Raw genomic sequence first — 23,626 nt, 5'->3', positions numbered from 1 at the left:
GATATCCTTTTTTGCTGAACGGCTATCGAGCGAGGGTGTCGCTACCGCGCGTCCTCGAGTTCCTCGAGCGCCTCCGGATTCTCGATGCTGCTCATATCACCCAGATCCTCGCCCGTATACGTCGCCTCGATGGCTCGGCGGATGATCTTGCCCGACTGGGTCTTCGGGAACTGATCGACGAACAGGATCTCGCGCGGGCGGAACGGCTTGCCCAACTCCTCGCCGACCTGTGCGCGCAGTTCCTCGCGCAACTCGTCGGTCTCCTCGAAGCCGTCCTCGAGGATCACGTAGGCGACGACGGCGGTTCCGGTGGTCTCGTCCGGGGCCCCGATCGCCGCGGCCTGATTGACGGCTTCGTGATCGATCAGTGCACCCTCGACCTCCGCTGGGCCGACTTTCCGACCCGCCACGTTGAGCGCGTCGTCGGCCCGGCCGTGGAGGAACCAGAAGCCGTCTTCGTCCTGTTGGGCCCAGTCGCCGTGATTCCACAGGTCCTCGAACGTCGACCAGTACTCCTTCAGGTAGCGTTCGTCGCCGGACCAGAGCGACTTCGTCATCGAGGGACAGGAGTCCCGCGCGACGAGGAAGCCGCGTTCGTGATCCTCCTTCACCGAATTCCCCTGCTGATCGACGATATCGATGTCCATCCCGAGCCCCGGCCCGCCGAGCGTACACGGTTTGAGCGGCTGGTTCGGCATCGGCATCAGGAAGCAGCCACAGATTTCGGTGCCGCCGGAGATGTTGATGATCGGCGCCTCGCCGCCGCCGACGTTCTCGTAGAACCACAGCCAGGACTCGGGGTCCCAGGGCTCGCCGGTCGAGCCCAGCAGACGGAGCGAGGAGAGGTCGTGGCCGGAGAGCCAGTCATCTCCGTGTTTTCGCAGCGCCCGAATCGCGGTTGGCGAGATGCCGAACTGGGTGAGCTTGTGGCGGTCGATCATTTCCCAGAAGCGATCCGGTTCGGGGTGGTCCGGCGCGCCCTCGTACATGAAGACCGTGCCGCCGAAGGTGTGGGTGCCGATGAGGGTCCACGGCCCCATCATCCAGCCGATGTCGGAGACCCAGAAGAATCGATCCGAGGGCTTCAGGTCCATCCCGAAGTAGACCTCTTTCGCACACTGCATCTGGACCCCCGCGTGGGTGTGGACGATCCCCTTCGGCTTGCCCGTGGTGCCCGAGGAGTACAGCAGCATCGACTCCTGGCTCGAGCCGAGCGATTTCGACTCGTAGGCGTCGTCCTGCGTTTCGACGGCGTCAGTCCACCACTCGTCGCGGTCGTCGTCCCACGGAATTTCGTGCTTGCTGGCCGGATCACCGGCGTCAAGTCTGTCAAAGACGATCGTGTCCTCGACGTGTCCGGCCTCCTCGATGGCCTCGTCGGCCGCCGATTTGAGGAAGACCGGCTTCCCGCGGCGGTAGAAGCCGTCGCCCGTGAACAGCACCGAACAGCCGGAGTCCGCGATTCGGGTTGCAGCCGCGTCGACGCCGAAGCCCGAGAAGATGGGGACCGCGACCGCGCCGACTTTGAAACAACCGTAGAGGATCGAGACGACCTCCGGGACCATCGGCATGTAGAGCCCGACGGTGTCCCCTGTCTCGATGCCGCGTTCCTTGAGTGCGTTCGCGACCTGGTTCGACTGCCGGTGGAGTTCGTGATACGTGACTTCGCGAACCTCACCGTCCTCGCCCTCCCAGATAGTCGCGACCTTGTTTCGCCGTTCCTCGTCGACGGCGGCGTGGCGATCGACGACGTTGTGGGCCACGTTGAGTTCCCCGCCGGGATACCAGTCGGTGAACTGTGGGCCGTCGCTGTCATCCCGTATTTCGTCGTAGCCCTCGTAGAACTCGATATCGAGGTAGTCGACGAGTTCGTCCCAGAACCAGTCGACCCCGCTTGCGGGTTCGCCGTCGACCTCGCTCGTCGTCCGCTCGATGAGATCGTCGTAGTCGTCGATCCCGTACGTCTCCATGAACTCGTAGACGTTCGTCGACTCGACGAACGCCTGACTCGGTTCGTGAACGATCTCGTCGACGTCCTCGAGGCTCGGGTCGGTAGTGTTCCCTGTCATCGTTACTCGTACGTTAGCGTCATGCCGCCATCAAACAACAGGTCGCCGCCGTCGAGGTGGCGGCCGAGGTCGGAGAAACCGATCAGGTAAAGGTTGGCGACGTCGACCGGTTCCATCATCTCTTTGACGCGGGACTGGCCGAGCATTACGTCTTCGATCACCTCGTCGACGGAGATGCCGCGCTGTTCGGCGGTGTCCGCGAGTTGGTCCGTCACCAGCGGCGTCTTCACGTAGCCGGTGCTGATCGAGAACGCACGAATGTCGCCGTCGCCTTCGGCGGCAATCGACTGCGTGAGTCCGCGCAGGCCGAACTTCGAGACGTTGTACCCCACCTTGTCGCTGGTGACGTAGTGGCCGTGAACCGAACTCATGTTGCCGATACAGCCCCGTCCGTCCTCGGTTTCCCGGAAGTGGGGCATGCAGAGCTTCGAGAGGTAGAGCGGCGCTCGAAGCATGATCTCGTGCATCCGATCGTACATGTCCATCGGGAAGTTCTCGATCGAGTCGATGTGTTGCATTCCCGCGACGTTCGCGAGGTACTTGAGGTCGCCGTACTGCGTGGCCTCCTCGACGATTCGTTCGAGATCGTCGTCGTCGGTCAAGTCTCCGACGATGGACTCGATCTCGCCCTCGAGACCGAGTTCATCGCCGCGCTCGATCGTTCCCTGGAGTCCCTCCTCGTCGATGTCCGTCGCGGCGACGGTGAGTCCGTTTCCGGCGGCGGCGAGGGCCGTCGCTCTGCCGATACCCGATCCGCCGCCCGTTACGAGACAGACGTTCCGACTCGTGAACGCGTCGTCGTCGATCGATTGAATATCGTCTTCCGTCACCGTCGGCGGGGTAACTTGATCCTGAGACATATCTCTCGCTCGGTGTACGTTATCTCGGGACGCGCTAAAAGTCGTCCGTTAACATATCAACGGTCGTTTCCGCTGGCATCTCCCGCCCCAACCATCCGTTATTGATACCGGAACAGTCGAGCCACTGGGATATAGCTCCTGATAATAAATATTAAGACTTTGTATGTGATTTTCCATCTAGTAATGATCGATCTCGATATCGACATGCGGCAGTACGATTGCCCGTTCATCGACACGACCGATAACGTCGATATCGCTTTCTCGGCCGTCCAGTGGCAACTGGACACCGACGACGAGACGCTCGAGACCCGGCTCATCGCGACAGGAGAGTCGAGCGGGGCGCTCGAGGCCGGACTCCGCGAGCTCCGCGAGCACCCGAACATGACGGAGTGTTACATCCTCTCGAAGCGCGACGCCGTCGCCCAGATCGGGACGACGATCGAGGAGACGAACGCGATGCGAACGATCGATCGGAACGGCGGCTACATCACCGGTCCGTTCCGAATCGAAGACGGCCGCGAACGGTGGCACGTCGGTTTTGACGACGACGGCGACGAGGACCGCACGCTCGCCGAACTCGAGCGACACAACGACTTCACCGTCGAGGATCGCGACCAGCTCGGCCCGACAGCCCTGTTCGACTTACTGGAGAACTCCGATAGCGCGATTTCCCTGCTCGATGGCTGTCGATCCCTCACCGAGACCGAGCGGACGACGTTCGAGGCCGCCTCCAGGGCCGGCTACTACGAGACGCCTCGCGAGACGACGCTCGAGGAGCTGGCGGATCACTTCGATGTCTCGAAGACCGCCGTCTCGATGAACCTCCGTCGGAGCGAGCGAAAGGTGTTGAAGGCGGCGTTGACGGCCCTCGAGAACATCGACGACGGCGAGACGCACTGATCGTCCCTCGGTGGTCGCCGCTGTGGGTACGAAGCGATACGGAACGCGACCCGGCTCCAAGGGCCGTTCGCGCGTGACCCTCAGGAAACTCGACGAGCGACTCGCCAGCATGGAGGCCGAGATCGCGGAGACGAGACGCGAGATACGGGCGGTAGAACGCGGCGAAAGTACGACGACGTTCGACGAACGCGACCACCTCGAGTCGAACGCGACAACCGATGGAGCGAGAGCCGAGATGGAAAGCGACGTGTCGACGGACGACTCGAGCGATCGGTCGGCGTCGACATCGGCCGCTGCGCCTTCGCCCTCGAGTCCCGGATCCGACGCGAGTCGTGACGACGGTTCCGAACGCGACGAGGGCGAGTAGCGGACTCCCGTGACCGATTCAGGCCTCGAGAATCTCGTCCTCGTCGTCCTCGGGAACGACCAGCGAGCCGTCCAGGACGGTCACTCCGCGGCCGCCGACCTGGACGGCGCTCCCGACGCGCGCCCGAACCAGTCCCGGGCGGTCGACGTAGTGGCCCTGCTCGAGGCGGAGTTCGTCGGGGAAGTCGTCGTCGAACGCGCCGAATCGGTCGAGGTACGCGCTGACGGAACCGCTCGCGGTGCCGGTGACCGGGTCTTCGGGCACGCCGGCCCCCGGGGCGAACATTCGGCCGTGGAGCGTCGACTCGCGGTCGAGCGCGTCGAACGTGAAGAGATAGACGCCGGTGGCGTCGACAGCTTCGGTCAAGTCCTCGATCGCGTGCATATCGGGATCGGCATTTCCGAGGTCGGAGAGGTAGGTGATCGGGACGATCAGGAAGGGGAGCCCGGTCGAGGACACCGCGAGCGGAATATCGTCGCTCGCACCCTCGAGGGCCGCCTGACCGACGCCGAGCGCGTCGGCGACGCGGTCGTACCCGACATCGACCTCGCGAATTTGCGGGGTGTCCTGTGTCATCCAGACCGTGCCGTCCGGTTCGAGTTCGATCTCGAGTTCGCCGACGTTCGTCTCGAGGCTGTAGGTTCCGGCCTCGAGTCCTTCGTCGTAGAGGTGTGCGAAGCTGCCGATCGTCGCGTGCCCGCAGAGGTCGACCTCCTGAGTGGGGGTGAAGTACCGAATCCGATAGTCGGCGGTCTCGCTCGGGGAAAGGAACGCCGTCTCACTGACGGCCATCTCGGCGGCGATCTGCTGCATCTGGTCGTCGGAGAGTCCATCGGCCTCGGGGACGACGCCGGCGGGATTCCCCGCCATTGGCTCGTCGGCAAAGGCGTCGACCTGCAAGATCCGAATCGTGTCCATACCACGTCCGTGGGACGACCGACGTATCAATCTGCTGTCCTCGGCATCGCCGTGGACACCGATCCGGACGCCACGGATCGTCGCCCGGTTCTCAGTCGTCGCCGGCCCGCTCGACGGACTGACTCTCGTCCCCGACCGTCGACAGCCCGTCCGAGTCGTGCGTCCCGACCGGTGGCCGATTCACCTCGGCTGCGGAGGAGGTCTCGAGATCGGTGGTCGACTCGAGTCGGTTCATCTCCCCGTCTTCCCGCGCATCCTGATCGATCCGCATCGAACAGAACTCGACGCCGCACATCGAGCAGAAACGGGCCTCCTTGTAGTTGTCTTCGGGCAGCGTCTGGTCGTGGTAGTCGCGGGCGCGGTCGGGGTCGAGCGCGAGGCCGAACTGCTCGCGCCACTCGAAGTTGTACCGCGCCTCCGAGAGCGCGTCGTCCCAGTCGCGCGCGCCGGGGCGTTCGTTCGCCACGTCGCCGGAGTGGGCGGCGATCCGGTAGGCTGCGAGGCCGTCGCGAACGTCCTCCTCGTCGGGGAGTCCGAGGTGCTCTTTCGGGGTGACGTAACAGAGCATCGCCGCGCCGGCCTCGGCTGCCATCGCGGCCCCGATGGCGCTCGTGATGTGGTCGTAGCCCGGCGCGATGTCGGTCACGAGCGGGCCGAGGACGTAGAACGGCGCGCCGTCACAGACCGCCTGCTGGCGCTCGACGTTCTCGGCGACCTTGTGCATCGGGACGTGACCCGGTCCTTCCACCATCACCTGCACGTCGTGCTCCCAGGCGCGACGGGTCAGTTCGCCTAAGGTGTCCAACTCGGCGTACTGGGCCTCGTCGCAGGCGTCGGCCAGCGACCCCGGTCGAAGACTGTCCCCGAGGCTGAAGGTGACGTCGTGTTCGGCGAAAATCTCGCAGATTTCGTCGTACACCTGAAAGAGCGGGTTCTGCTCCCCGTGGCTTTCCATCCACGACGCCATGATCGACCCGCCTCGGGAGACGATTCCCGTCTTCCGGCCGTCGGTCAGCGGCAGGTGCTCCGCCTGGATTCCGGCATGGATGGTCATGTAGTCGACGCCCTGCTCGGCTTGCTTCTCGATGACCTCGAGCAGCAGCTCCGTCGTGAGCTCTTCGGGACCGCCCGCTCGCTTTACCGCCTCGTACAGCGGCACCGTCCCGATCGGCACCGGCGAGTGGTCGACGTGCGTTTCGCGTATCTCGTCGAGATCGCTCCCGGTGCCGAGATCCATCACCGTGTCCGCGCCGTAGTGGACCGCGGTGTGGAGCTTTCGCAACTCCTCCTCGAGATCGCTCGTCGTCTCGCTGTTGCCGATGTTCGCGTTGACTTTCGTCGCGAACTCGCGGCCGATGATCATCGGGTCGAGCGCGTCGTGAGTGACGTTCGCCGGAATCACGGCCTGCCCCTCGGCGACCTGCTCCCGGACGAACTCCGGCTTTCGGTTCTCGCGTTCGGCGACCCGTTCCATCGCGTCCGTAACCGTCCCCTCGCGTGCGGCTTCGATCTGTGTTCGCGCCATCGATAACTAGGTTGTACCATCGAGTTATATAGCTCTGGCGTTGGCCGTAGACCGGCGAAAGAGCGCCGGCAACGCTGTCGACGTTCGGCACGGAAGATGTACAGAGTTGTATGCTCGTGGCGTCTCCGTGCGTCTAATGCCCGAGACGCCGAACCACCCAGTTGCCCAGCGGGCCTACGACGAACTCGCGGCAGGGTACGACCGCGAGGGCGATACGAAGCCGTCGAACGCCTACCTCGAACGGCCGGCAACGCTCTCCTTGCTCGCCGCGGTCGAAGGAACGCGCGTTCTCGACGCCGGATGCGGTGCCGGTCACCTCGCGGACGAACTCGCCGATCGTGGCGCGACCGTCATCGGTCTCGACGCGAGTCGCGAAATGCTCGCGTACGCGCGAGAACGGGTCCCCGATGCCGACTTCCTTCGGGCCGACCTCGAGAGTGGCCTCCCGTTCAGTGACGACGCGTTCGACGGCGTCACCAGTTCGCTGGCGTTTCACTACGTAAAAGAGTGGACGCCGCTGTTTCGCGAACTCCGCCGAGTCCTGACTCCCGGCGGCTGGATCGTTTGTTCGGTGCAACATCCCCACGCCGACTTCGAGGAGTACGACGACGCCGAGAACTATCACGAACTGGAACTGGTTTCGGCGACGTGGGAGTCCTTCGATACCGAGGTGGACGTTCCGGCGTACCGTCGGCCGCTCTCCGCGATGCTGTCTCCCGCGCTCGAGGCGGGGTTCCGGCTCGACCGACTGCTCGAACCGACGCCCACGGAAGCGTACCGCGAGGCGAACCCGGAACGGTACGAGTACGAGGCGACCCGTCCGAACTTCCTCTGTCTTCGCCTCGTCTCACCACCCTAACACACTGCTGACGTCCGTAGCACGCGTCTGACCTCCTACTCGAGCGTCTCGACTGGCCCACCACGGATACGAACCGTCAGCGAGTCGTCCACGTCGTCGGGCACCGAGACGAGAATACTCGCCGTCGCCCGTCCTCGAGATCCATCGCCGTCGCCGTCCTCAGGGATCGTCACCATCGTCCGCTCGTCCTCGATGGCGAGCCAGTACGCCCCGGACTCGGCACGGACGGTGACCACAGCCTCGACGCGCTCGCCGGGCCGAATCCGGTCCTCGAATCGAATGGACTCGAGCGAGAGCGACGAGGGCTCGAGGTCGACCGAGACGGTGCGATCGAGCGTCGTCGTGTGGACGGGGACGCCCTCGCTTCCGTCGCTACCGTCACCCGCGCTCGGGTCCTCCGTCAGAATCTCGACGCCGAGTTCGGACTCGACGAGTCCGATCCGGTTGCAGATCGTCTGCTCGGCGGAGCCGGCGAAGAGCAGGCCGACGAGCGCTCCGTCCTCGAGAAATACCGGCGACCCGCTGTCGCCGCCCTCGGACATCGGGCCGGTGACCAACTGCTCGCGAAGCAGTACGGGGCCGTGCTCCTCGCCGAAGTTCACGCGGACGCTCGCGCTCGTCGCCTCGATCTCGGCGCTCGTGACGCCCGTCGTGCGGCCCGTTTTCGTCACCGTCTCGCCCCGCAGCGCCTGGTACTCCTCGCGTCGGATCGCCGTCGGCCACGAGTCCTCGAGTTCGAAGTAGTCGGCCGCGTCCCGATCCGAGCCGGCCGATCGGGCGGCGATGTCGACCCGAACGCCCTCCTCGATGGGGACGTAGCCGACGAGTTCGCCGACCGCGTCGTCCTCGGTGCCGCCGTCGCGGGGCGAGGGCTGGCGGATCGGCGCGCCGGGATCGGCTTCGTTCGAGCGGGCGTAGACGTGGTTGTTCGAGAGCCGAACGAGGTCGCCCGACTCGATGTCGTCGCGCCAGACGACGTCTCCGTCGTCGGGATCGGTGACTCGAGCCGGGTACGGGCCGCCGGTTCCCGCCGTCAGGTTCGCGTTGCTCTCGCTGACGCCCGCGGGTACGGGTCGGTGGCGTCCCTCGCGTCCGGGTGCGGCTTCGGGGACCGTCTCGTACATCGACAGCGCGTCGAACCCCTCGCGCTCCTCGCCGTAGCCCGCGTCGACGACGTCGATGGTCACGTCGTCGCCCGCGTCGGCTACGCGCTTTGCGACGTGATCCTCGTCCGCGAGACAGTCGTCCGACTCCTTCTGGGTGACGAAGACGGTCACTCGATCCTCCCGCTCGTCGTAGTCGACGCCGATCACGTTCTTGCACTCGAGAAGGTACTCGTAGTCCTGGCTGGTGGGCATGGGCTATTGCACCCTTCTATACAGTATTCTGTCTCAATAATATTGAATTTAATTGAGGACGACACGCAGTGAGGACGGCGGGTTTCAGCCGACTTATGAGGGTCGCCACACTGGTATCGCGTAGGTGCCATCAGATGTCCGATCTACCGGACGATTTCGACTGTACGATCACTACCTGGGAGTACATCTACGGCCTCTGTCGCGACGTCAGCGACGAGGTTCGCGACGACGCGTTCGAACCCGATGTCGTCGTCGCGCTCGCCCGCGGGGGCTGGTTCGCGGGCCGGTGTCTCTGTGACTTCCTCGGACTGGACGACCTGACGAGCCTGAAGATGGAACACTACGTCGGAACCGCCGAGAAGAGCGGCGAGCCGACCGTTCGCTACCCCATGCCCAAGGGGAGCGTCGAAGGGAAGGACGTCCTCATCATCGACGATATCGCCGACACCGGCGGCTCCATCGAACGGGCCCACGAGTACGTCACCGATCGCGACGCCGGCGAGGTTCGAACGGCGACGCTCCAGTTGCTCGGAACCAGCGAGTACCAACCCGACTACGTCGGCGAACACCTAGAGGAGTGGACCTGGATCGTCTACCCCTGGAACTTCATCGAGGACATGGTCGACCTCGTCTCGAGCGTCATGGCGCAAGCCGAGCAGGACACATTCACGCAGGAGGAGATTCGTCACTATCTCTCGGAGTTCCACAACATCGACCGGATCGAAATGGAGATCGCTCAGCCGGACCGAGTTCCGGAAGTGCTAACCGAGATGGAACGACGCGACATCCTCGAGTCCGCCGGACCTGGCGAGTGGATGCTCGCCGGCGACTGAACAGCTGGTAACAGCCGGCGGGTGGGCTGTCGTCGTATCGAGCGCGAGTCACGGGCGTGGCTCGAGGCCGCACGGAGGTTACCGCGATCCGAGCGAGGGCGGGACCTCGAAGGCGACGACCACGTGGTGCGTCTCTCTGCGGTGATCGGCGCCGATCGCCGTTGCACGCTCGCGCCCGTCGGCCGCGTGTTCGAACGAGCAGCCCTCGCACGTCACCAGGTACTGCTTCGGTCCGTCGTCCCCGTCGGTTGACTCCCTGTTCGTGAGCATACGCCTTCGTACACCGCCACACTGCTTGAGGGATTTTCCAAACAGATTAGGGTTGAAGGAAAAGCAGTACGTGTTCGCGGTTGAGAGGTCGATCCGTCAAATCGACCCCTGATACCGGTTTCGACACCGTTTCGAACGGACAGATACCGAGTCCGACGCGTTCGTTACTCGGCGACCGATTCGGCCTCGCTCGAGTCGGTCGCTCCCGTCGTCGAATCCGTCTCTTCGTCGCCACTTTCGTCGAGCAGCGACTCCTTCCACGTGCCGCGCGTGAACCACGCGACGGCGGCGATCGCGCCGACGATATCACCGACGACGACGCCGGTCCAGATTCCCGTCGTTCCCCAGCCGGCGACGAAGATCAGGTAGTACGTGACCGGGACGCGGACGATCCACAGGCCGATCACGGCGAATGCCAGCGCCGTCTTCGTATTTCCGGCGCCGCGGAACGCGCCCTGAATCACCTGCATGACGCCCATGAAGACGAACGCGAACGCGGCGAACTGGAGGTAGGTGACGCCGTGGGCGAGCGTCTCGGCCCGGCCCGCCTCCTCGGCCGTGAGGAACACCGCGACGAACGGCTCCGGGAAGAGGAAGGCGAGCGCCCCGGCGACGAACATGATCCCGGCGACCACGCCCGAGGCGATCCACGTCGCCTTCTCGGCGCGATCGGCCATGCCGGCACCCAGGTTCTGGCCGACGATCGAGTCCGTCGCCTGCCCCACCCCCATCGCGGGCAGGAACGCAAGCGAGATCAGTCGGTTGCCCAGCCCGTAGGCCGCGACGACCGCCGGCGGGAAGGTGACGACCATCGCGGTCATCCCGACCAGCGCCAGCGCCGTCATCGACTGCTCGAGCGCCGTCGGGACGCCCAGCCGGGTGATCTCGGAAACGTACTCGAGGCGCGGACGAAGGTGGCCGAACTCGATGTCGGGACCGACATCCGTGTAGTACAGCAGGTAGAAGCCGATCAGCGTCGCGATCCCTCGGGAAACGACGGTCGCGACGGCGGCGCCGGCGATCTCGAGGCGGGGCAGCGGCCCGACCCCGAAGATGAGCAGCGGGTCGATTACCAGGTTGATAACGACGCTGATGGCCATTACGCGCATCGGTGCGCGGGTGTTGCCGTAGCCCCGCATGAGCGCGGCGAAGACGAAAAAGCCGAAGACGAAGGGAACTCCCAGGAAGAAGATCTGGAGATAGTCGGCCGCCAGCGGGAGAATCGCCGCCTCCGTCTCGCTGTCGGCCGGGAGGAGATCGAGCATCGGCTGGGTCGCGAAGTAGCCGATGATACCGAGACCGACCGCGACGATCGAGATGAACGAGATCGTCTGCCCGGCGATCAGGCCGCCCTTCCCGCTTTCGGCTCCCGTGTGCTGGGCGATCAGGATCGCGCCGGCCGTCGTGAACCCGGCACCGACCGCGATCACCAGAAAGAGGAGCGGAAAGGCGAGGCTCACCGCACCGACGGCGTCGGGCGAGAGCGCGCCGAGCCAGAAGGTATCGCCGACGTTGTAGGCGACCTGCAGGAGCTGGATGACCACGAGCGGCCACGCCAGCTTGAACATCGGCCGGACGAGCGATCCCTCCGTGAGATTACTCTCGTCCGGCGACTCGCCGGAGGACATACTACGAGCGTATCGCTCGACTTACTTGTTTTCTCGTGAGGTGTGATATCGCCAACCACTCTCGTACAGACACACTAATACGAGCCGTTGTCGTCGAACGCTCGCTCGACCTCGAGCGCCGTCGCTTCGTCGCGGAGATCGACGCGGCGGACGATGTCGGTTCCGGGGGCATCACCGGGTTGCCGGTTGTCCGCGGCAGTGCCGACCCGATTTGCCCGTTCTGCCCCTTCCCTCGAGTCCGCCGACCCGTCCGCTCCGCCGTCGGGCGATCCGGGCGTCGACTCGCGCGTCTCCCGTGATTCGGAGTCGCTCGCTCCGTGCGGATCGACGTCGAGACAGCCCGGACAGAAGTCGTTGTGCCCCCAGGCGAGCGTGTACACCGGCACCCCGAGGACGACGAACTGGCGCGCGTAGCGACGGTGCGTTCCGCCCTCGATCACCGCCTCACAGCGAACGCACTGCCGTCGGTCCGATGCGAACTCATCGTCTTCGAACCGGTACTCGATCCCGAACGTGTGGGCCGGATAGAGCGGGAGTCCGCGGAGCGTCCAGCACACGAACAGCGTCCCGAAGAAACAGCTCATCGAGAGCCACACCGCAGTACTCGAGTCGACGACGACGAGCGGACCGACGAGCGACCCCGCGAGAACGCCGAACGGGAGCGCTCGCCGCAGGAGGGCGAACGTCTCGACGCGGACGCGAAAGGCCGCGTCGTCCGGTCGCGCGTCGGTAGGCCTGGACATCGACCCGAGGTTCGAACGGTGCTCGGTAAACGTTTGTGGCAGTTTCGCAGTCGGTCGGTCTACGACCGCCGGTCAGTTTCGCCTCCGTTCGAGTCAGTCCGCAACCGCTTCGGTCGCTTCCGTCTCGACGGTCGCGTCCTGCACCCAGAGGTCGCCGAACAGTTCGTCCTGCACGAGGCGCACCCGGCCCCGGTGGGCGAGAAAGAGGAGGGCGAGATAGGTCATCACGCGCGTGCCGCCGACGCCGTCGATTTCGGCGTACAGCACCTCCTCGCGGCCCTGCTCGTACTGGGACTCGAGTTCCGACTCGACGTCGTCGATGACGGCTTCGATGTCCTCCTCGTGGGTCGTGTGGGTGACGTCGTCGCTCGTCGGCTCGTCGTCCACCCGGAAGTCGTCGCCCGAGTGGTAGTTCAGCTCCTGCATCCCGCGGTCGTAGCCCCGCGGCGAGTCGCTCGTGTCGTACGTTCGGGACTCCTTCCACCAGGTGCCGCGTTCGGCCCCGCGCAGTTCCCGCACCAGTTCGTCGAGCGTTTCGGGCTTCCCGCGGGCCTGCTTGCGCTCGAGGCGGCGTTCCATCTCCGCCTCGAGCCCCTCGACGGGGTCGAAACCGGGCGGCCCGCCCTCGGCGTCGGGGTCGCCGCCGTCCATCGGCCCCTCGTCGGCAAAGGGCGCCTCCCACGGCGGGAGTTCGTCCGCCTCGGGTTCGTCCGGGGCGAACAGCTCGTCGCTTTTCATCCGCAGGAGAACGCTCGCGTAGAACAGCGCCCGGCCCGAGGTCCGCAGGTCAGCGTCGTCGAGCGCCTCGAGAAACTTGTCGGTCACCGCGACGATGTCGATATCCCAGGGATCGATCTCGCCGTTCTTGGCGAGTTGGACCAGCAGTTCGACGGGCTCGACTTCGTCGTCTTCGTCCTCGCTGTCTTCGATGTCCCCGCCCAGGTCGTCGTCTTCGGAGAACTCGAGGACCGATCCGTCGCCCGGCGATTCGGGAGCGTCGCTCGAGTCAGATCCCGGCGGCTCACGCTCCTCGTGACCCGCGATGTTCAGCGGGATGTCCTCTTTCCCGCCGTCCGTATAGAAATCGTCCTTGCACCGTTCGCCTCGCTCACGGTTCGCTCTGCTCTCCGTTCGCGTACTCGAGGACCCCGTCGTCGTCGTATCCGGCTCCTCGGGCTCCTCGCTAGTCACTCGCCGGCACCTCCTCACCGTCGCCGGAGTCGTCGTCGCTCAGGTCGATGCCGGTCACCGCGCTGACGTTGTCCTGTTGCATCGTGACGCCGATCGCTCGCTCGGAGCGGTCGAGCATCGCGCTGCGGTGGGAGACGACGACGAACTGGGCCTTCTCGGAGAGCTCGTCGACCATCTCGCCGATCCGGTCGGCGTTGACGGCGTCGAGGAAGGCGTCGACCTCGTCTAACGCGTAGAACGGGGCGGGGTTGTGCCGCTGTATCGCGAAAATAAAGGCGAGTGCGGTCAGGGACTTCTCCCCACCGGACATCGCGTCGAGTCGCTGGATCGGCTTGTCCCCCGGCTGGGCCTTCATCGTCAACCCGCCGTCGAACGGGTCGTCCTCGTTCTCCAAGTGCAGGGTTCCGGTCCCCTCTGAGAGCTTCTCGAAGATCTCCGTGAACTGGCCGGCGATCTCGTCGTAGGAGTCCATGAACGTCCGTTTCTTCTGGGTCTCGTACTGCTCGATCCGATCGCGGATCCCTTCGGCCTCCTCGACCAGGGTCGCCTTCGCGTCCTCGAGTTCCTCGAGGTCGCTCCGGACGTCGTCGTACTCGTCGATCGCCAGCATGTTCACCGGCTCCATCGCCTCCATGTCCGCGGTCAGGTACTCGATCATCTCGAGGACCGTCTCGTGGTCCGGCACGTCCTCGGGGTCGTAGTCGCCGACCTCGCTCTCGAGGCTCTCGATCTCCCACTCGAGGTCGCCGACCTTGCTGCGGGTGTTTTCGAGCTTGCTCTCGACGGCGTTGACCCGATCCTGTTGCTGGTCGCGGCTCGTCCGGGCCTCGGAAAGCTCCTCCTTGAGGTCGCTTCGCTCGTCTTTCAACTCGGCGAGTTCGTCCTCTAAGTCCGCGACGGCCTCGTGTTTTGCCTCGAGCGTCTCGCGTTTCCCCTCGATCTCCGCCTCGTACTCGTCGATCCGGTCTTCGTGCTCCGCTTTGCGGTTCTGGGCCGTCTCGATGTCGTCATGGAGGTCCTCGATGGCGTCCTCGGCGTACTCCTTCTCCAAGCTCAGTTCGTTGAGTTTGCTGTCGATATCCGAGATGCGATCCTCGCGTTCGTCGATCTCGTTCTCTAGCTCTTCGATCTGTGCGGTGAGTTCCGGAATCTTCGAGTCCGCGAGTTCGGTCTCGAGTTCATCGATATCGGCGTCGATTGCCTCGACTGCGGCGGTCTTCTCCTCGATCTCGCCCGAGATCTCGGTCATCCGCTCGTCGACGGATTCGCGTTCGTCCTCGAGATCGGCGAGGTCGTCCTCGAGGGTCTCGATTTCATCCTCGACGGACTCGCGTCGCTCCGCGAGGCTCTCGAGGCTGCTCTCGATCGAACGCACCTCGTCGGCCGCGTCGGTTTTGCGGTCGCGAGCGTTGTCGAGGCGCTCCTCGACGTCGCGAAGTTCCTCGCGCAACTCCTCGCGTTCCTCCTGGAGTTCCGTGATCTGTTTGGCAACGCGCTCGAGTTGGCCCTCGCCGCCGCCGGTGAAGGAGTAGCGCGAACCGCCGCCCGAACCGCCGGTCATCGCGCCGCTTTTCTCGACTAAGTCGCCGTCGAGGGTAACCATCCGGTAGTCGCCCATGTAGGAGCGGGCGGTCTCTAAGTCCTCGACGACCAGCGTGTCGCCGAGCACGTAGGAGAAGACGCCGCTGTACTGCCCGTCGAAGTCGACCAGGTTGTAGGCGAAGTCGACGACGCCGGGATCGCTCGGCGCGTTGGGCAGCCGACGCTGGTTCATATCCGTCATCGGCAGGAACGTCGCCCGACCCGCGTTGCGCGACTTGAGGTGGTCGATACACTGCTGGCCGATGACGTCGTCGTCGACGACCACGTTCGCGAGTCGGCCGCCCGCCGCGGTCTCGCAAGCGACGGCGTACTCGCCGGCGACGTTGCCCAACTGGGCGACTGCACCGTGAACGCCGTTGATCCCCGCGTTGAGGATGGTCGTCACCGCACGACCGAAGGAGGAGTCGCCGCTCTCGCCCGCGTTGGCCTCGAGTTCGGCGTACTCCTGTTGTTTCGCCTGGATGTCGTCGTCGACGTCGTCGACGTCCGACTGGAGGCGTCGCTTCTCACCTTTGAGATCGTCGACGACACCGGCAGTATTCTCGCGGTTCTTCTCGGCCTTCTCGAGCTCTCGCTCGAGTTCGGAGCGCTTGCTCTCGATCTCGGGGATCTCCTCGCGGCGCTGGTCGATCGTCGCCTCCTTCTCGCTGATCTCGTTCGAGCGCCGGCGCGCCTCGTCCAACAGGCGGTCCTGCTCGCGCTGGAGGTCGTTTTTGGTCGTTTTTGCCGCCTCGAGGTCGTCCTTCCGCTCGGACAGATCCGCCTTGAGCTCGTCGAACTCGGTGTCGACGGCGTCGATCTCGGCCTCGAGTTCGTCGCGTTCTGCCTCCCGTTCCTGAATCTCGCTCGCGATCGAGGCCTTCTCGAGTTTGTGCTCGCGCATCTCGTCGTCGAGTTCCTCGATCGTCTCCTGCTTGCGATCGATCTGGACGAACGCCTCGCGACGGTTGGATTCCGCCTCCTCGATCGCCTCCCCGCTGGATTCGATCTTGTCCTCGAGTCGCGAGATCTCGCCTTTGATCTCCTCGATCTCGCTTTTGATTCGCAGCTGCTCGTCCTCGCCCTTGCGTTCGATCTCGGCGTTGAGATCCTCGAGGTCCTCCTGCAAGCGAAGGACCGTCCCTTCGCGCTCGTCGAGTTCCCGCTGGAGCTCTTCTAAGTCCTCGGCGAGTCCGTCGGCCTTCGACTGGGCGGACTCGAGGTCCGCGCGCTTTTCCTCGAGTTCGCTGGCCTTCTTGTACCCCTCGTACTCCTCCTTCTCGCGGCGGAGTCGGCGGTACCGAAGTGCTTCCCGGCGTTCGTCCTCGAGCTGGGCGAGTCGGTCGCGTTTCTCCTCGATGCGCAACTCGGCCTCGTCGATTCGCTCCTCGACGACCTCGAGTTCCCCGAACGCGTCCTCTTTTTTCGCGTCGAACTCCGCGACGCCGGCGATCTCGTCGATGATCTCCCGGCGCGCGTGGGGCGTCATGTTGATGATCTCGGTCACGTCGCCCTGCATGACGACGTTGTAGCCCTCCGGCGTGACGCCGGCCTGGGCGAGCAAATCTTGGATGTCAGAGAGATTGACCGAGCGATCGTTGAGGTAGTAGTAGGAGTAGTAGTTGTCCTCGGTCTCTTTGACCCGTCTGCGGATGCGAATCTCGTCGACGTCGCCGACGTCGTCGCTGCCGGCGGCGTTGACGACCTGGGTCCGCTCGAGGGTGTGATCTGTGTTGTCTAAAATCACTTCGACGGTCGCCTCTCGCGGGCCGCCGGAGTCGTTGCCGTCCTCGTGGCCGGGGTTGTAGATGAGATCGGTTAGTTTCTCCGCGCGGATCCCGCGCGTGCGGGCCAGTCCGAGCGCGAAGAGGACGGCGTCGATGATGTTCGATTTCCCGGAACCGTTCGGTCCCGTGACGACCGTGAAGTCCTGATAAAAGGGGATCTTCGTCTTTCGGCCGAAGCTCTTGAAATTGTCCAGAACGAGTGCCTTGATATACATTCTCTTCTCGAGCCCTCCGTCTCCCGGGGATCGTGGCGGGTGTCGTCGCGGGGTCGGCTGCCGTCGATACCGCCGACGGTCGACCGCGGCCGCGCCGTCGCCACGCAGTTATGCGACAATAATGTCGTCGCTACCTGAGTCTTCCGCTTCGTCCTGAGCCGCCTCCTCGCCGTCCGCGTCGGCCGCGGCCTCCGCGACCTCGTCCGGTGCCGCTTCCTGCGTCACCTCGTCCGCCGACTCCGCTTCCTCGCCGCCGCGTCGCTCGGGGACGCGGGTCGGCGACTCGGTGTCGAGTTCGGCCTCGAGTACGCGAATGCGTTCCTTGGATTCGATGAGTTCGTCCGTCAGCCCTTCTACCGTCGACTCGAGTTCCGCAACCGTCGACTCGAGTTCCTCGACGCGATTTTTCGACATGTATCCTAGGGGTCCGTCCGGCCACATAAACGTACGTCAGACAATATTAATTTGGCTGGTACATTGAGTCTGGTTGACGGCCGGCGATCCACCGCACGGGACTACTGCTGGGTGCAACCGACGAGAAGGGGGGAGACGGTCAGTTGTCGTCTTCGCGCCACTTGTGCTCGCACTCAGAACAGATGAAAAAGCGCGTCTCGCTCTCGTCGGCCGACCGAATCTGTTGCATGTACCAGTAGGCCCGGTCGTGACCGCACTCGGGACAGAGCGCGTCGGTCTCCGGCAGGGAGGTTTCCCCGGAGGATTCGATGATCTCGCTCGCCTCCTGATCGTCCGTCACGATGTACTCGTCCGCGTCACCTTTCGGCTTCGTAAAGCCGCAGCTGCCACACTCCCACAGCCCGTCGTCGGCTTTCATCATCGAACCGCATTCGTCGCAAAATTCCATTAGTGTCCGGGCTACGTCGGCCGAGAGACTTAAGCGACCCGTTTGGAGCTATCGGCGGAGACGGGGCGAACACGTTCGCACTCGCCGCAGTACGGACGAACGGGTGTCACAGGTCACCGGACGTCTCAGTCGGGTATCGACTCCCGTGTCAGGAGCTCTCAGAACGCAGGACGATGTTCCGATTTTTATATACCCGGTCGTGGTAGCTCCGTCCATGTTCGGAACGAGCGGAATTCGCGGGGCGGTGGGCGAAGAGGTAACGGCCGAACTGGCGCTTTCGGTCGGCCGTGCGCTGGCATCCGAGGGGTACGAACGCGTCGTCGTCGGTCGCGACGTCCGCGAGAGCGGCACGATGCTGATCGACGCGCTCAGCGCCGGAATCAGAGAGTGTGGCGGCGACGTCATCGTGATCGGTATCGCCCCGACGCCGACCGTCGCCCGCGGCGTCGACTGGCTCGAGGCGGACGCGGGCGTCGTGATCACCGCCTCCCACAACCCGAAGACCGACAACGGAATCAAACTCTGGTCGCCCTCCGGTCAGGCGTTCGACACCGAGCGCCGCGCGGCGATCACGGATCGCGTCGAGAACGAGCGCTACGACCTCGAGCGCTGGGACGGGATCGGCGACCGGAGACACCACGAGGGGCTGCTCGAGCGACACGCCGAAACGATTACGGACACCGTCGACGATCTCTCGGGACTCGACGTCGTGGTCGACGTCGGCAACGGCGCGGGCAGCGTGACGGCGGAGGCGCTGATCGAACTCGGCTGCGAGGTGCGAACGCTGAACGCCCAGCAGGACGGCCGCTTCCCGGGCCGACCGAGCGAACCGAACGAGGAGACGCTCGAGGACCTCCAGCGACTGGTCGGCGCGACGGACGCGGACCTCGGACTCGCCCACGACGGCGACGGTGACCGGATGGTCGCCGTGGACGAACGCGGCCGGTTCGTCCCGAAAGACCTCCTGCTCGCGCTGTTCGCCCGGGAGATGGTCAGCGACGGCGACCGGATCGCCGCGCCGGTGGATACGAGTCTCGCCGTCGACGACGCGGTGGCGGCCGCGGGTGCCTCGGTGACGCGAACCGCCGTCGGCGACGTCTACGTCGCGGAGCGGGCGACCGAACCCGACGTCGTCTTCGGCGGCGAACCCAGCGGCGCGTGGATCTGGCCCGACGAGACGCTCTGTCCGGACGGTCCGCTCGCAGCCGCGAAACTCGCCGCGATGACCAAACGCGCGGGCTCGCTCGCCGACTTGGTCGACGACCTCGAGACCTACCCCATTCGCCGAACCTCGATCGAAGTGACGGACAAGGCGGCCGTCATGGAGCGCGTCGAGACGACGGTCCGGGAGCGCGACCTCGAGGTCGACGCCCTCGACGGCGTTCGAATCGACCACGGCGACGGCTGGACGCTCGTCCGCCCCAGCGGGACCGAATCCGTCGTCCGGATCACGGCCGAGGCGCGCGATCCGGACCGCGCCGAGGAACTGTTCGAGGAGGCTCGCGAGATCGTCCTCGCGGCGACCGACGGGGGCGAGACGCGCGGGACTACCGAAACGCCGTCCGCCGAGTAGCGCGGCTTCGAGTCGAACCGAACTCGCTCCTTCGATTCGGACGGATAGAACGCACTCGAGCGTTCGCTGTCCGTCTTACTGTACGATCAGTTGGCTACCGCTCGCCGGCCATCGCCGAAAAGAGCCGCTCCTCGAACTCGGGCCTGCTGATCCCGTCGGAGGGTCCGATCCCCTCCATGTGATCGACGGACACCTGTCCGCCGCCCATCCGGGCGTGGCCGCCGGCGTTGGCCATCGGAATGTCGCTGATGGCGTGGCGTAGGGTTTCGCCCATGTGGACCCGGTCGTCCCGCGAACGCCCCGAGAGGTGAATCGTGTTGTCGTTCTGGCCGTAGACGACGACCGCCGTCACGCCCTCGAGATGCATGAGTTCGTCCGCAGCCTGGGGAATCGCGTCGGTGTTCGAGAGCGTGCCGACGTCACAGACGGCGAACGGACCTTCGACGCGTTTCTCGGTGATGGCCGTCGCTTTGACCCGCAGCACGTCGTCGCTGACCTGCGGGTTGGCGATCCGGTCGAGGAGGTCTTCGTCGATCCCCGAAAACAGCGAGGCGCAGGCGTCGAACTCGGCCCGCGAGCAGCCGTTCGTCAGCCGGTTCGTATCCGACTGAATGCCGTACAGGAGTCCCGTGGCGAGTTCCTCGGAGATCTCGAACCCGTTGCCGCCCTCCGCCGCCATCGTCGCGTCGAGTTCGTCCAGGTACTCGACGAGGATCGTCGACGCAGCGCCGTAGTCGGTCCGAACGTCCGTAAACTCCGTCCCGGCCCCGTTACCGGGGTGGTGGTCGACGACCGCGATCGGTTCGACGGTCTGAGAGCCCGCGAAGCCCCGCGGCGTGTTGTGATCGACGAGGACGACGGCGTCGGCGGCGAGCTGCGAACTCGACTCGATCGACTCGAGTTCCAGATCGAGGACGGTTCGGAACGCGCGATTCTCCTGGTGGCGGATCTCGCCGGCGTACTGCAGCGTCGCCTCGGTATCGACGGCCTCGGCGATGCGGGCGATCCCCATCGCACAGGACATGGCGTCGGGGTCCGGGTTCGGGTGCATCAATACCGCGATCTCGTCGTAGTTCCCCAGCAGGCGTTGGATGCGGACGCCGGGCGGGCGACGAAACCAGCGGACGACCCACCAGCCGCCGACGACGACGGCCACGGTCGCGAGGACGAGCAGGGAGAGCACCAGCGGCTCGAGGGCCTGGAGTTCGTCGACGACGCTCTCGACCAGCAAGGCGTCGGGCTCGAGAAAGAGTGTGCTGGTCGAGGGGTCCCGGTCGCTCATACCCGACAATCAAAGTGAATCCTCAATAAATTTCCCCCTCTGGCGACCCTTTCCCGTCGGTATCCACGCGTACGGCACAGTAGAACCGTCAGCGACGGCGATACGCCTCGATCGCGTCCCGATACCCCTCCCGGTAGGTCGGGTACGCGAACTCGTAGCCGAGGCCCCGCAGTTTGCCGTTAGAACAGCGTTTGCTGGTTAGAATGCGGCGTTTGCCGGCCTCGGAGACGTCTCCGTCTTCGAGTCGTTCGGCTTTCGTCTGCTTCGGCGGCTGTTCGACCTCGCACTGCTCGGCCAGCCAGTCGGCGAACGCCCACTTGGGAGCGGTTTCGTCGTCGACGACCTGTACTATCTCGCCGCGCGCGAGATCCTCCTCGAGAAGGTAGCGAACGGCCCCGGCCGCGTCGTCGCGGTGGACCATGTTCAGGTAGCCCTCGGTGACCGGCCCCTCGAGGTAGCGCTCGAGTCGGTAGCGACCGGGGCCGTAGAGGCCGGCGTAGCGCGCGACGGTACCTTCGAAGCCGTACTCGGGGGGTAGCTCGAGGGCGATCCGTTCGGCCTCGGCGAGCACCGCGGTCTTCTCGGTGGTCGGATCGAGTTCGGTTTCTTCGTCCACCCAGTCGCCGCCGTGGTCGCCGTGGACGCCCGTCGAGGAGGTGTAGACCAGCCTGTCGGGGCCGTTCCCGCGCTCGCCGAACTGCTGGATGGCCGTCCGCAGGCCCTCGACGTAGACCTCGCGGGCCGCGTCCGCGCCCCGGCCGCCGCTGCTGGCCGCGAAGACGATAGCGTCGACGTCTGGAACGGCCTCGAGCGCCTCGCGGTCGGTGACGTCAGCCTTGACGGCGTTGAATCCGGCGGCCTCGATTGCCTCGGCGCCGTCGTCGGAGCGACGCACGCCGGTCACCTCGTGCCCGCGCTCGGTGAGTTGGCGACCGAGTTCGAGGCCGACGTGGCCACAGCCCAGAATTGCGACGTTCATACGTCGACTCGTGGGTGCGCGTACATAATCTCGGGGTTCGAAGCGAAAATTAACCGTTCACGGTGCAGTTGTCGACCGAAATCGGACCGAGACGCGTCGGTCGATTCCGACTCGGCCGAGTCAGTACTAAATTAGGGTGCGCCGTCGGCGATCACGTACTGAATGTGGACGAACTCCTCGAGCGACATCGGGGCGCGCTGTTCGAGTTTCTGCTGGATTTCTTTCGCGTCCAGTTCGATCTCGAGTTCGGTCTCGATGGAATCGACGTCGAGGACGGCCGTCGACATCCCCAACAGGAGGTGCTCGCAGGCGATGGTGACCATCTCGTCCGGTTCGGGTTCGCCGTCCTCGAGCGACTGGATCTGGGCGACTTCCGCAATTGTGAGGTCGGGCGACTCGGACTCGAGCAGCGCGTCGGCGGTGTCTCGGTCCACGTCGGTCTCCTCGGCGACGGCGTCGGCTCCGTGCTGGTCGACGACGGCCCGCAGATCGCCCTCGTACTCGGCGCGGAGGTCGGCGGGCGAGTCGGGGACGGTCATCCGCTGGTCGTAGAACATATGCGACGAAACGGCCATCGGGCTAAAAGAAATTGTTATTGTCCGTTCCGGCCCGTCCGCGTGCGGCCGCGGACCGAGACGTTCGTTCGCCGACTGGTACGTTCGTCCACTGTCAGTGTAGTTGTTCACCGGAACGTTCAATTACCCGTACTTACATGAAATCCGTATGAAAGTTGCCCTGATCGGCGTTGGTCAGGCCGGTGGCAAAGTCACTGAACGGCTCACCCGCTTCGACGCGGAGATGGGGTTCGGAGCCGTCCAGGGCGCACTGGCCGTCAACTCCGCGGAAGCAGACCTCCAATCGCTCGAGTTCGCCGATACGCAGTTGATCGGCGCGGACCGCGTCAACGGACACGGCGTCGGCGGCGACAACGAACTCGGCACCGAAGTGATGCAATCCGATATCCAGCAGGTGCTCGGCGCCCTCGACGGGCGCGTCACCTCGAGCGCCGAGGCTATTTTCGTGGTCGCGGGGCTCGGCGGCGGAACGGGCAGCGGCGGCGCGCCGGTGCTCGTCCACCACCTCCAGCAGGTCTACGACGTGCCGGTCTACGCGCTCGGCGTTCTCCCCGGTCGTAACGAGGGGGCGCTCTACCAGGCCAACGCGGGCCGGTCCCTGAAGACCATCATCCGCGAGGCCGACTCGACACTGCTGATCGACAACGACGCGTGGCACGAACAGGGCGAGAGCATGGACGGCGCCTTCGAGACGATCAACGGGAAAATTGCCCAGCGCGTCGGCCTGCTCTTCGCCTCCGGCGAGGCCGTCGAGGGCGTCGGAGAGAGCGTGGTCGACTCGAGCGAGGTCATCAACACGCTCCGCTCGGGCGGCGTCTCGGTGCTCGGCTACGCGACCGAACTCGCGAGCGAGGACAGCGCGGAAAACATCACCACCGCGATGAGCGTCTCGCGACAGGCCCTCCTGACGGGGACGAGTCTCCCGGACGCGACGACGGCCGATTCGGCCCTGCTGGTCATCGCCGGCGAACCCGACCGAATTCCCCGCAAAGGTGTCGAACGCGCGCGCCGCTGGCTCGAGGACGAGACCGGCAGCATGCAGGTCCGCGGCGGCGACTTCCCGCTCGACAGCGACCGACTCGGCGCGCTGGTCCTGCTCGGCGGGGCCGAACGCTCCGATCGCGTACAGGCGTTCATGGATCGCGCACGCGAGGCGAATCGGGCACAGGAACGGGAAGACGAGCGATCCGACCCCGCAGAACAGTTCGCGGACGACCGCCTCGAGAACCTCTTCTAGGTCACGCCGACACC

At 65.2% G+C, this 23,626-nt stretch carries 21 protein-coding genes; 6 read left to right on the top strand and 15 right to left on the bottom strand.

Annotation, left to right across the window (positions count from 1 at the left end; all coding sequences use genetic code 11):
- Nucleotides 1–41: 41 nt before the first annotated feature.
- Nucleotides 42–2,069, bottom strand: coding sequence for an AMP-binding protein (locus ACSFC5_RS12625; RefSeq protein ID WP_440765603.1), 2,028 nt, complete (start codon nt 2,067–2,069; stop codon nt 42–44).
- A 2-nt stretch (nt 2,070–2,071) separates the two neighbouring features.
- Entirely contained in the window at nt 2,072–2,929 is an 858-nt protein-coding gene (locus tag ACSFC5_RS12620) for an SDR family oxidoreductase (RefSeq protein WP_440765602.1), read from the bottom strand.
- A 183-nt stretch (nt 2,930–3,112) separates the two neighbouring features.
- On the opposite strand from ACSFC5_RS12620, the gene ACSFC5_RS12615 reads away from it, so the two are divergent.
- Both ACSFC5_RS12615 and ACSFC5_RS12610 read left to right on the top strand, forming a co-directional pair.
- On the top strand, nt 3,113–3,829 hold the full coding sequence (locus tag ACSFC5_RS12615; RefSeq protein WP_440765601.1) for a helix-turn-helix domain-containing protein: 717 nt from the start codon (nt 3,113–3,115) through the stop codon (nt 3,827–3,829).
- Nucleotides 3,830–3,851: 22 nt separating this feature from the next.
- Complete coding sequence (locus ACSFC5_RS12610; RefSeq protein WP_440765600.1) at nt 3,852–4,196, top strand: hypothetical protein; 345 nt, start codon at nt 3,852–3,854, stop codon at nt 4,194–4,196.
- Nucleotides 4,197–4,214: 18 nt separating this feature from the next.
- On the opposite strand, the gene ACSFC5_RS12605 is transcribed toward ACSFC5_RS12610, so the two are convergent.
- Nucleotides 4,215–5,114, bottom strand: coding sequence for a PhzF family phenazine biosynthesis protein (locus ACSFC5_RS12605; protein ID WP_440765599.1), 900 nt, complete (start codon nt 5,112–5,114; stop codon nt 4,215–4,217).
- Between the two features lie 91 nt (nt 5,115–5,205).
- Nucleotides 5,206–6,639: a phosphomethylpyrimidine synthase ThiC gene (thiC, locus tag ACSFC5_RS12600; protein ID WP_440765598.1), complete on the bottom strand. Its 1,434-nt coding sequence runs from the start codon at nt 6,637–6,639 to the stop codon at nt 5,206–5,208.
- Between the two features lie 136 nt (nt 6,640–6,775).
- On the opposite strand from thiC, the gene ACSFC5_RS12595 reads away from it, so the two are divergent.
- Nucleotides 6,776–7,498, top strand: a complete 723-nt coding sequence (locus ACSFC5_RS12595) for a class I SAM-dependent methyltransferase (RefSeq protein ID WP_440765597.1) — start codon at nt 6,776–6,778, stop codon at nt 7,496–7,498.
- Nucleotides 7,499–7,533: 35 nt separating this feature from the next.
- On the opposite strand, the gene ACSFC5_RS12590 is transcribed toward ACSFC5_RS12595, so the two are convergent.
- Nucleotides 7,534–8,856, bottom strand: a complete 1,323-nt coding sequence (locus tag ACSFC5_RS12590) for a chymotrypsin family serine protease (protein WP_440765596.1) — start codon at nt 8,854–8,856, stop codon at nt 7,534–7,536.
- Between the two features lie 134 nt (nt 8,857–8,990).
- Here ACSFC5_RS12590 and ACSFC5_RS12585 point away from each other — a divergent pair, with 134 nt between their 5' ends.
- Nucleotides 8,991–9,689, top strand: a complete 699-nt coding sequence (locus ACSFC5_RS12585) for a phosphoribosyltransferase (RefSeq protein WP_440765595.1) — start codon at nt 8,991–8,993, stop codon at nt 9,687–9,689.
- A gap of 78 nt (nt 9,690–9,767) precedes the next feature.
- Here ACSFC5_RS12585 and ACSFC5_RS12580 read toward each other — a convergent pair whose 3' ends face one another.
- From ACSFC5_RS12580 to ACSFC5_RS12550, 7 genes are all read right to left on the bottom strand, one after another.
- The gene (locus ACSFC5_RS12580) at nt 9,768–9,959 is read right to left on the bottom strand and encodes a hypothetical protein (protein ID WP_440765594.1); all 192 of its coding nucleotides are present in this window, start codon (nt 9,957–9,959) and stop codon (nt 9,768–9,770) included.
- 164 nt (nt 9,960–10,123) lie between these two features.
- The gene (locus ACSFC5_RS12575; protein WP_440765593.1) at nt 10,124–11,587 is read right to left on the bottom strand and encodes an MATE family efflux transporter; all 1,464 of its coding nucleotides are present in this window, start codon (nt 11,585–11,587) and stop codon (nt 10,124–10,126) included.
- Between the two features lie 74 nt (nt 11,588–11,661).
- Nucleotides 11,662–12,330 (bottom strand): DUF8108 domain-containing protein, encoded by a 669-nt coding sequence (locus tag ACSFC5_RS12570; protein ID WP_440765592.1) that lies wholly within the window; start codon nt 12,328–12,330, stop codon nt 11,662–11,664.
- A gap of 93 nt (nt 12,331–12,423) precedes the next feature.
- Entirely contained in the window at nt 12,424–13,521 is a 1,098-nt protein-coding gene (locus ACSFC5_RS12565) for a segregation/condensation protein A (RefSeq protein ID WP_440765591.1), read from the bottom strand.
- Nucleotides 13,514–17,104, bottom strand: a complete 3,591-nt coding sequence (smc, locus tag ACSFC5_RS12560) for a chromosome segregation protein SMC (RefSeq protein ID WP_440765590.1) — start codon at nt 17,102–17,104, stop codon at nt 13,514–13,516. Before smc ends, ACSFC5_RS12565 begins: the two co-directional genes overlap by 8 nt.
- A gap of 108 nt (nt 17,105–17,212) precedes the next feature.
- Nucleotides 17,213–17,518: a DUF7518 family protein gene (locus ACSFC5_RS12555; RefSeq protein WP_440765589.1), complete on the bottom strand. Its 306-nt coding sequence runs from the start codon at nt 17,516–17,518 to the stop codon at nt 17,213–17,215.
- 139 nt (nt 17,519–17,657) lie between these two features.
- Nucleotides 17,658–17,966 (bottom strand): transcription factor S, encoded by a 309-nt coding sequence (locus tag ACSFC5_RS12550; protein ID WP_090304183.1) that lies wholly within the window; start codon nt 17,964–17,966, stop codon nt 17,658–17,660.
- Between the two features lie 214 nt (nt 17,967–18,180).
- Between ACSFC5_RS12550 and glmM the strand changes: the two genes are divergently transcribed.
- A complete protein-coding gene (gene glmM, locus ACSFC5_RS12545; protein ID WP_440765588.1) occupies nt 18,181–19,539 on the top strand; it encodes a phosphoglucosamine mutase in 1,359 nt (452 codons plus the stop codon).
- Between the two features lie 94 nt (nt 19,540–19,633).
- Here glmM and ACSFC5_RS12540 read toward each other — a convergent pair whose 3' ends face one another.
- The 3 genes from ACSFC5_RS12540 to ACSFC5_RS12530 all read right to left on the bottom strand — a co-directional run bounded on the left by ACSFC5_RS12540 (nt 19,634) and on the right by ACSFC5_RS12530 (nt 22,357).
- On the bottom strand, nt 19,634–20,821 hold the full coding sequence (locus ACSFC5_RS12540) for a DHH family phosphoesterase (RefSeq protein ID WP_440765587.1): 1,188 nt from the start codon (nt 20,819–20,821) through the stop codon (nt 19,634–19,636).
- An 88-nt stretch (nt 20,822–20,909) separates the two neighbouring features.
- Nucleotides 20,910–21,800: an SDR family oxidoreductase gene (locus tag ACSFC5_RS12535; RefSeq protein ID WP_440765586.1), complete on the bottom strand. Its 891-nt coding sequence runs from the start codon at nt 21,798–21,800 to the stop codon at nt 20,910–20,912.
- A 131-nt stretch (nt 21,801–21,931) separates the two neighbouring features.
- Nucleotides 21,932–22,357 (bottom strand): DUF5791 family protein, encoded by a 426-nt coding sequence (locus tag ACSFC5_RS12530; protein ID WP_440765585.1) that lies wholly within the window; start codon nt 22,355–22,357, stop codon nt 21,932–21,934.
- Between the two features lie 166 nt (nt 22,358–22,523).
- Between ACSFC5_RS12530 and ACSFC5_RS12525 the strand changes: the two genes are divergently transcribed.
- A complete protein-coding gene (locus tag ACSFC5_RS12525; protein ID WP_440765584.1) occupies nt 22,524–23,612 on the top strand; it encodes a tubulin/FtsZ family protein in 1,089 nt (362 codons plus the stop codon).
- Nucleotides 23,613–23,626: the final 14 nt, after the last annotated feature.

The organism is Natronorubrum marinum (assembly GCF_052040125.1).
Classification (GTDB): Archaea; Halobacteriota; Halobacteria; order Halobacteriales; family Natrialbaceae; genus Natronorubrum.
The sequence above is the reverse complement of the archived record's forward strand: the minus strand, read 5'-3'. Positions and strand labels throughout refer to the sequence as shown.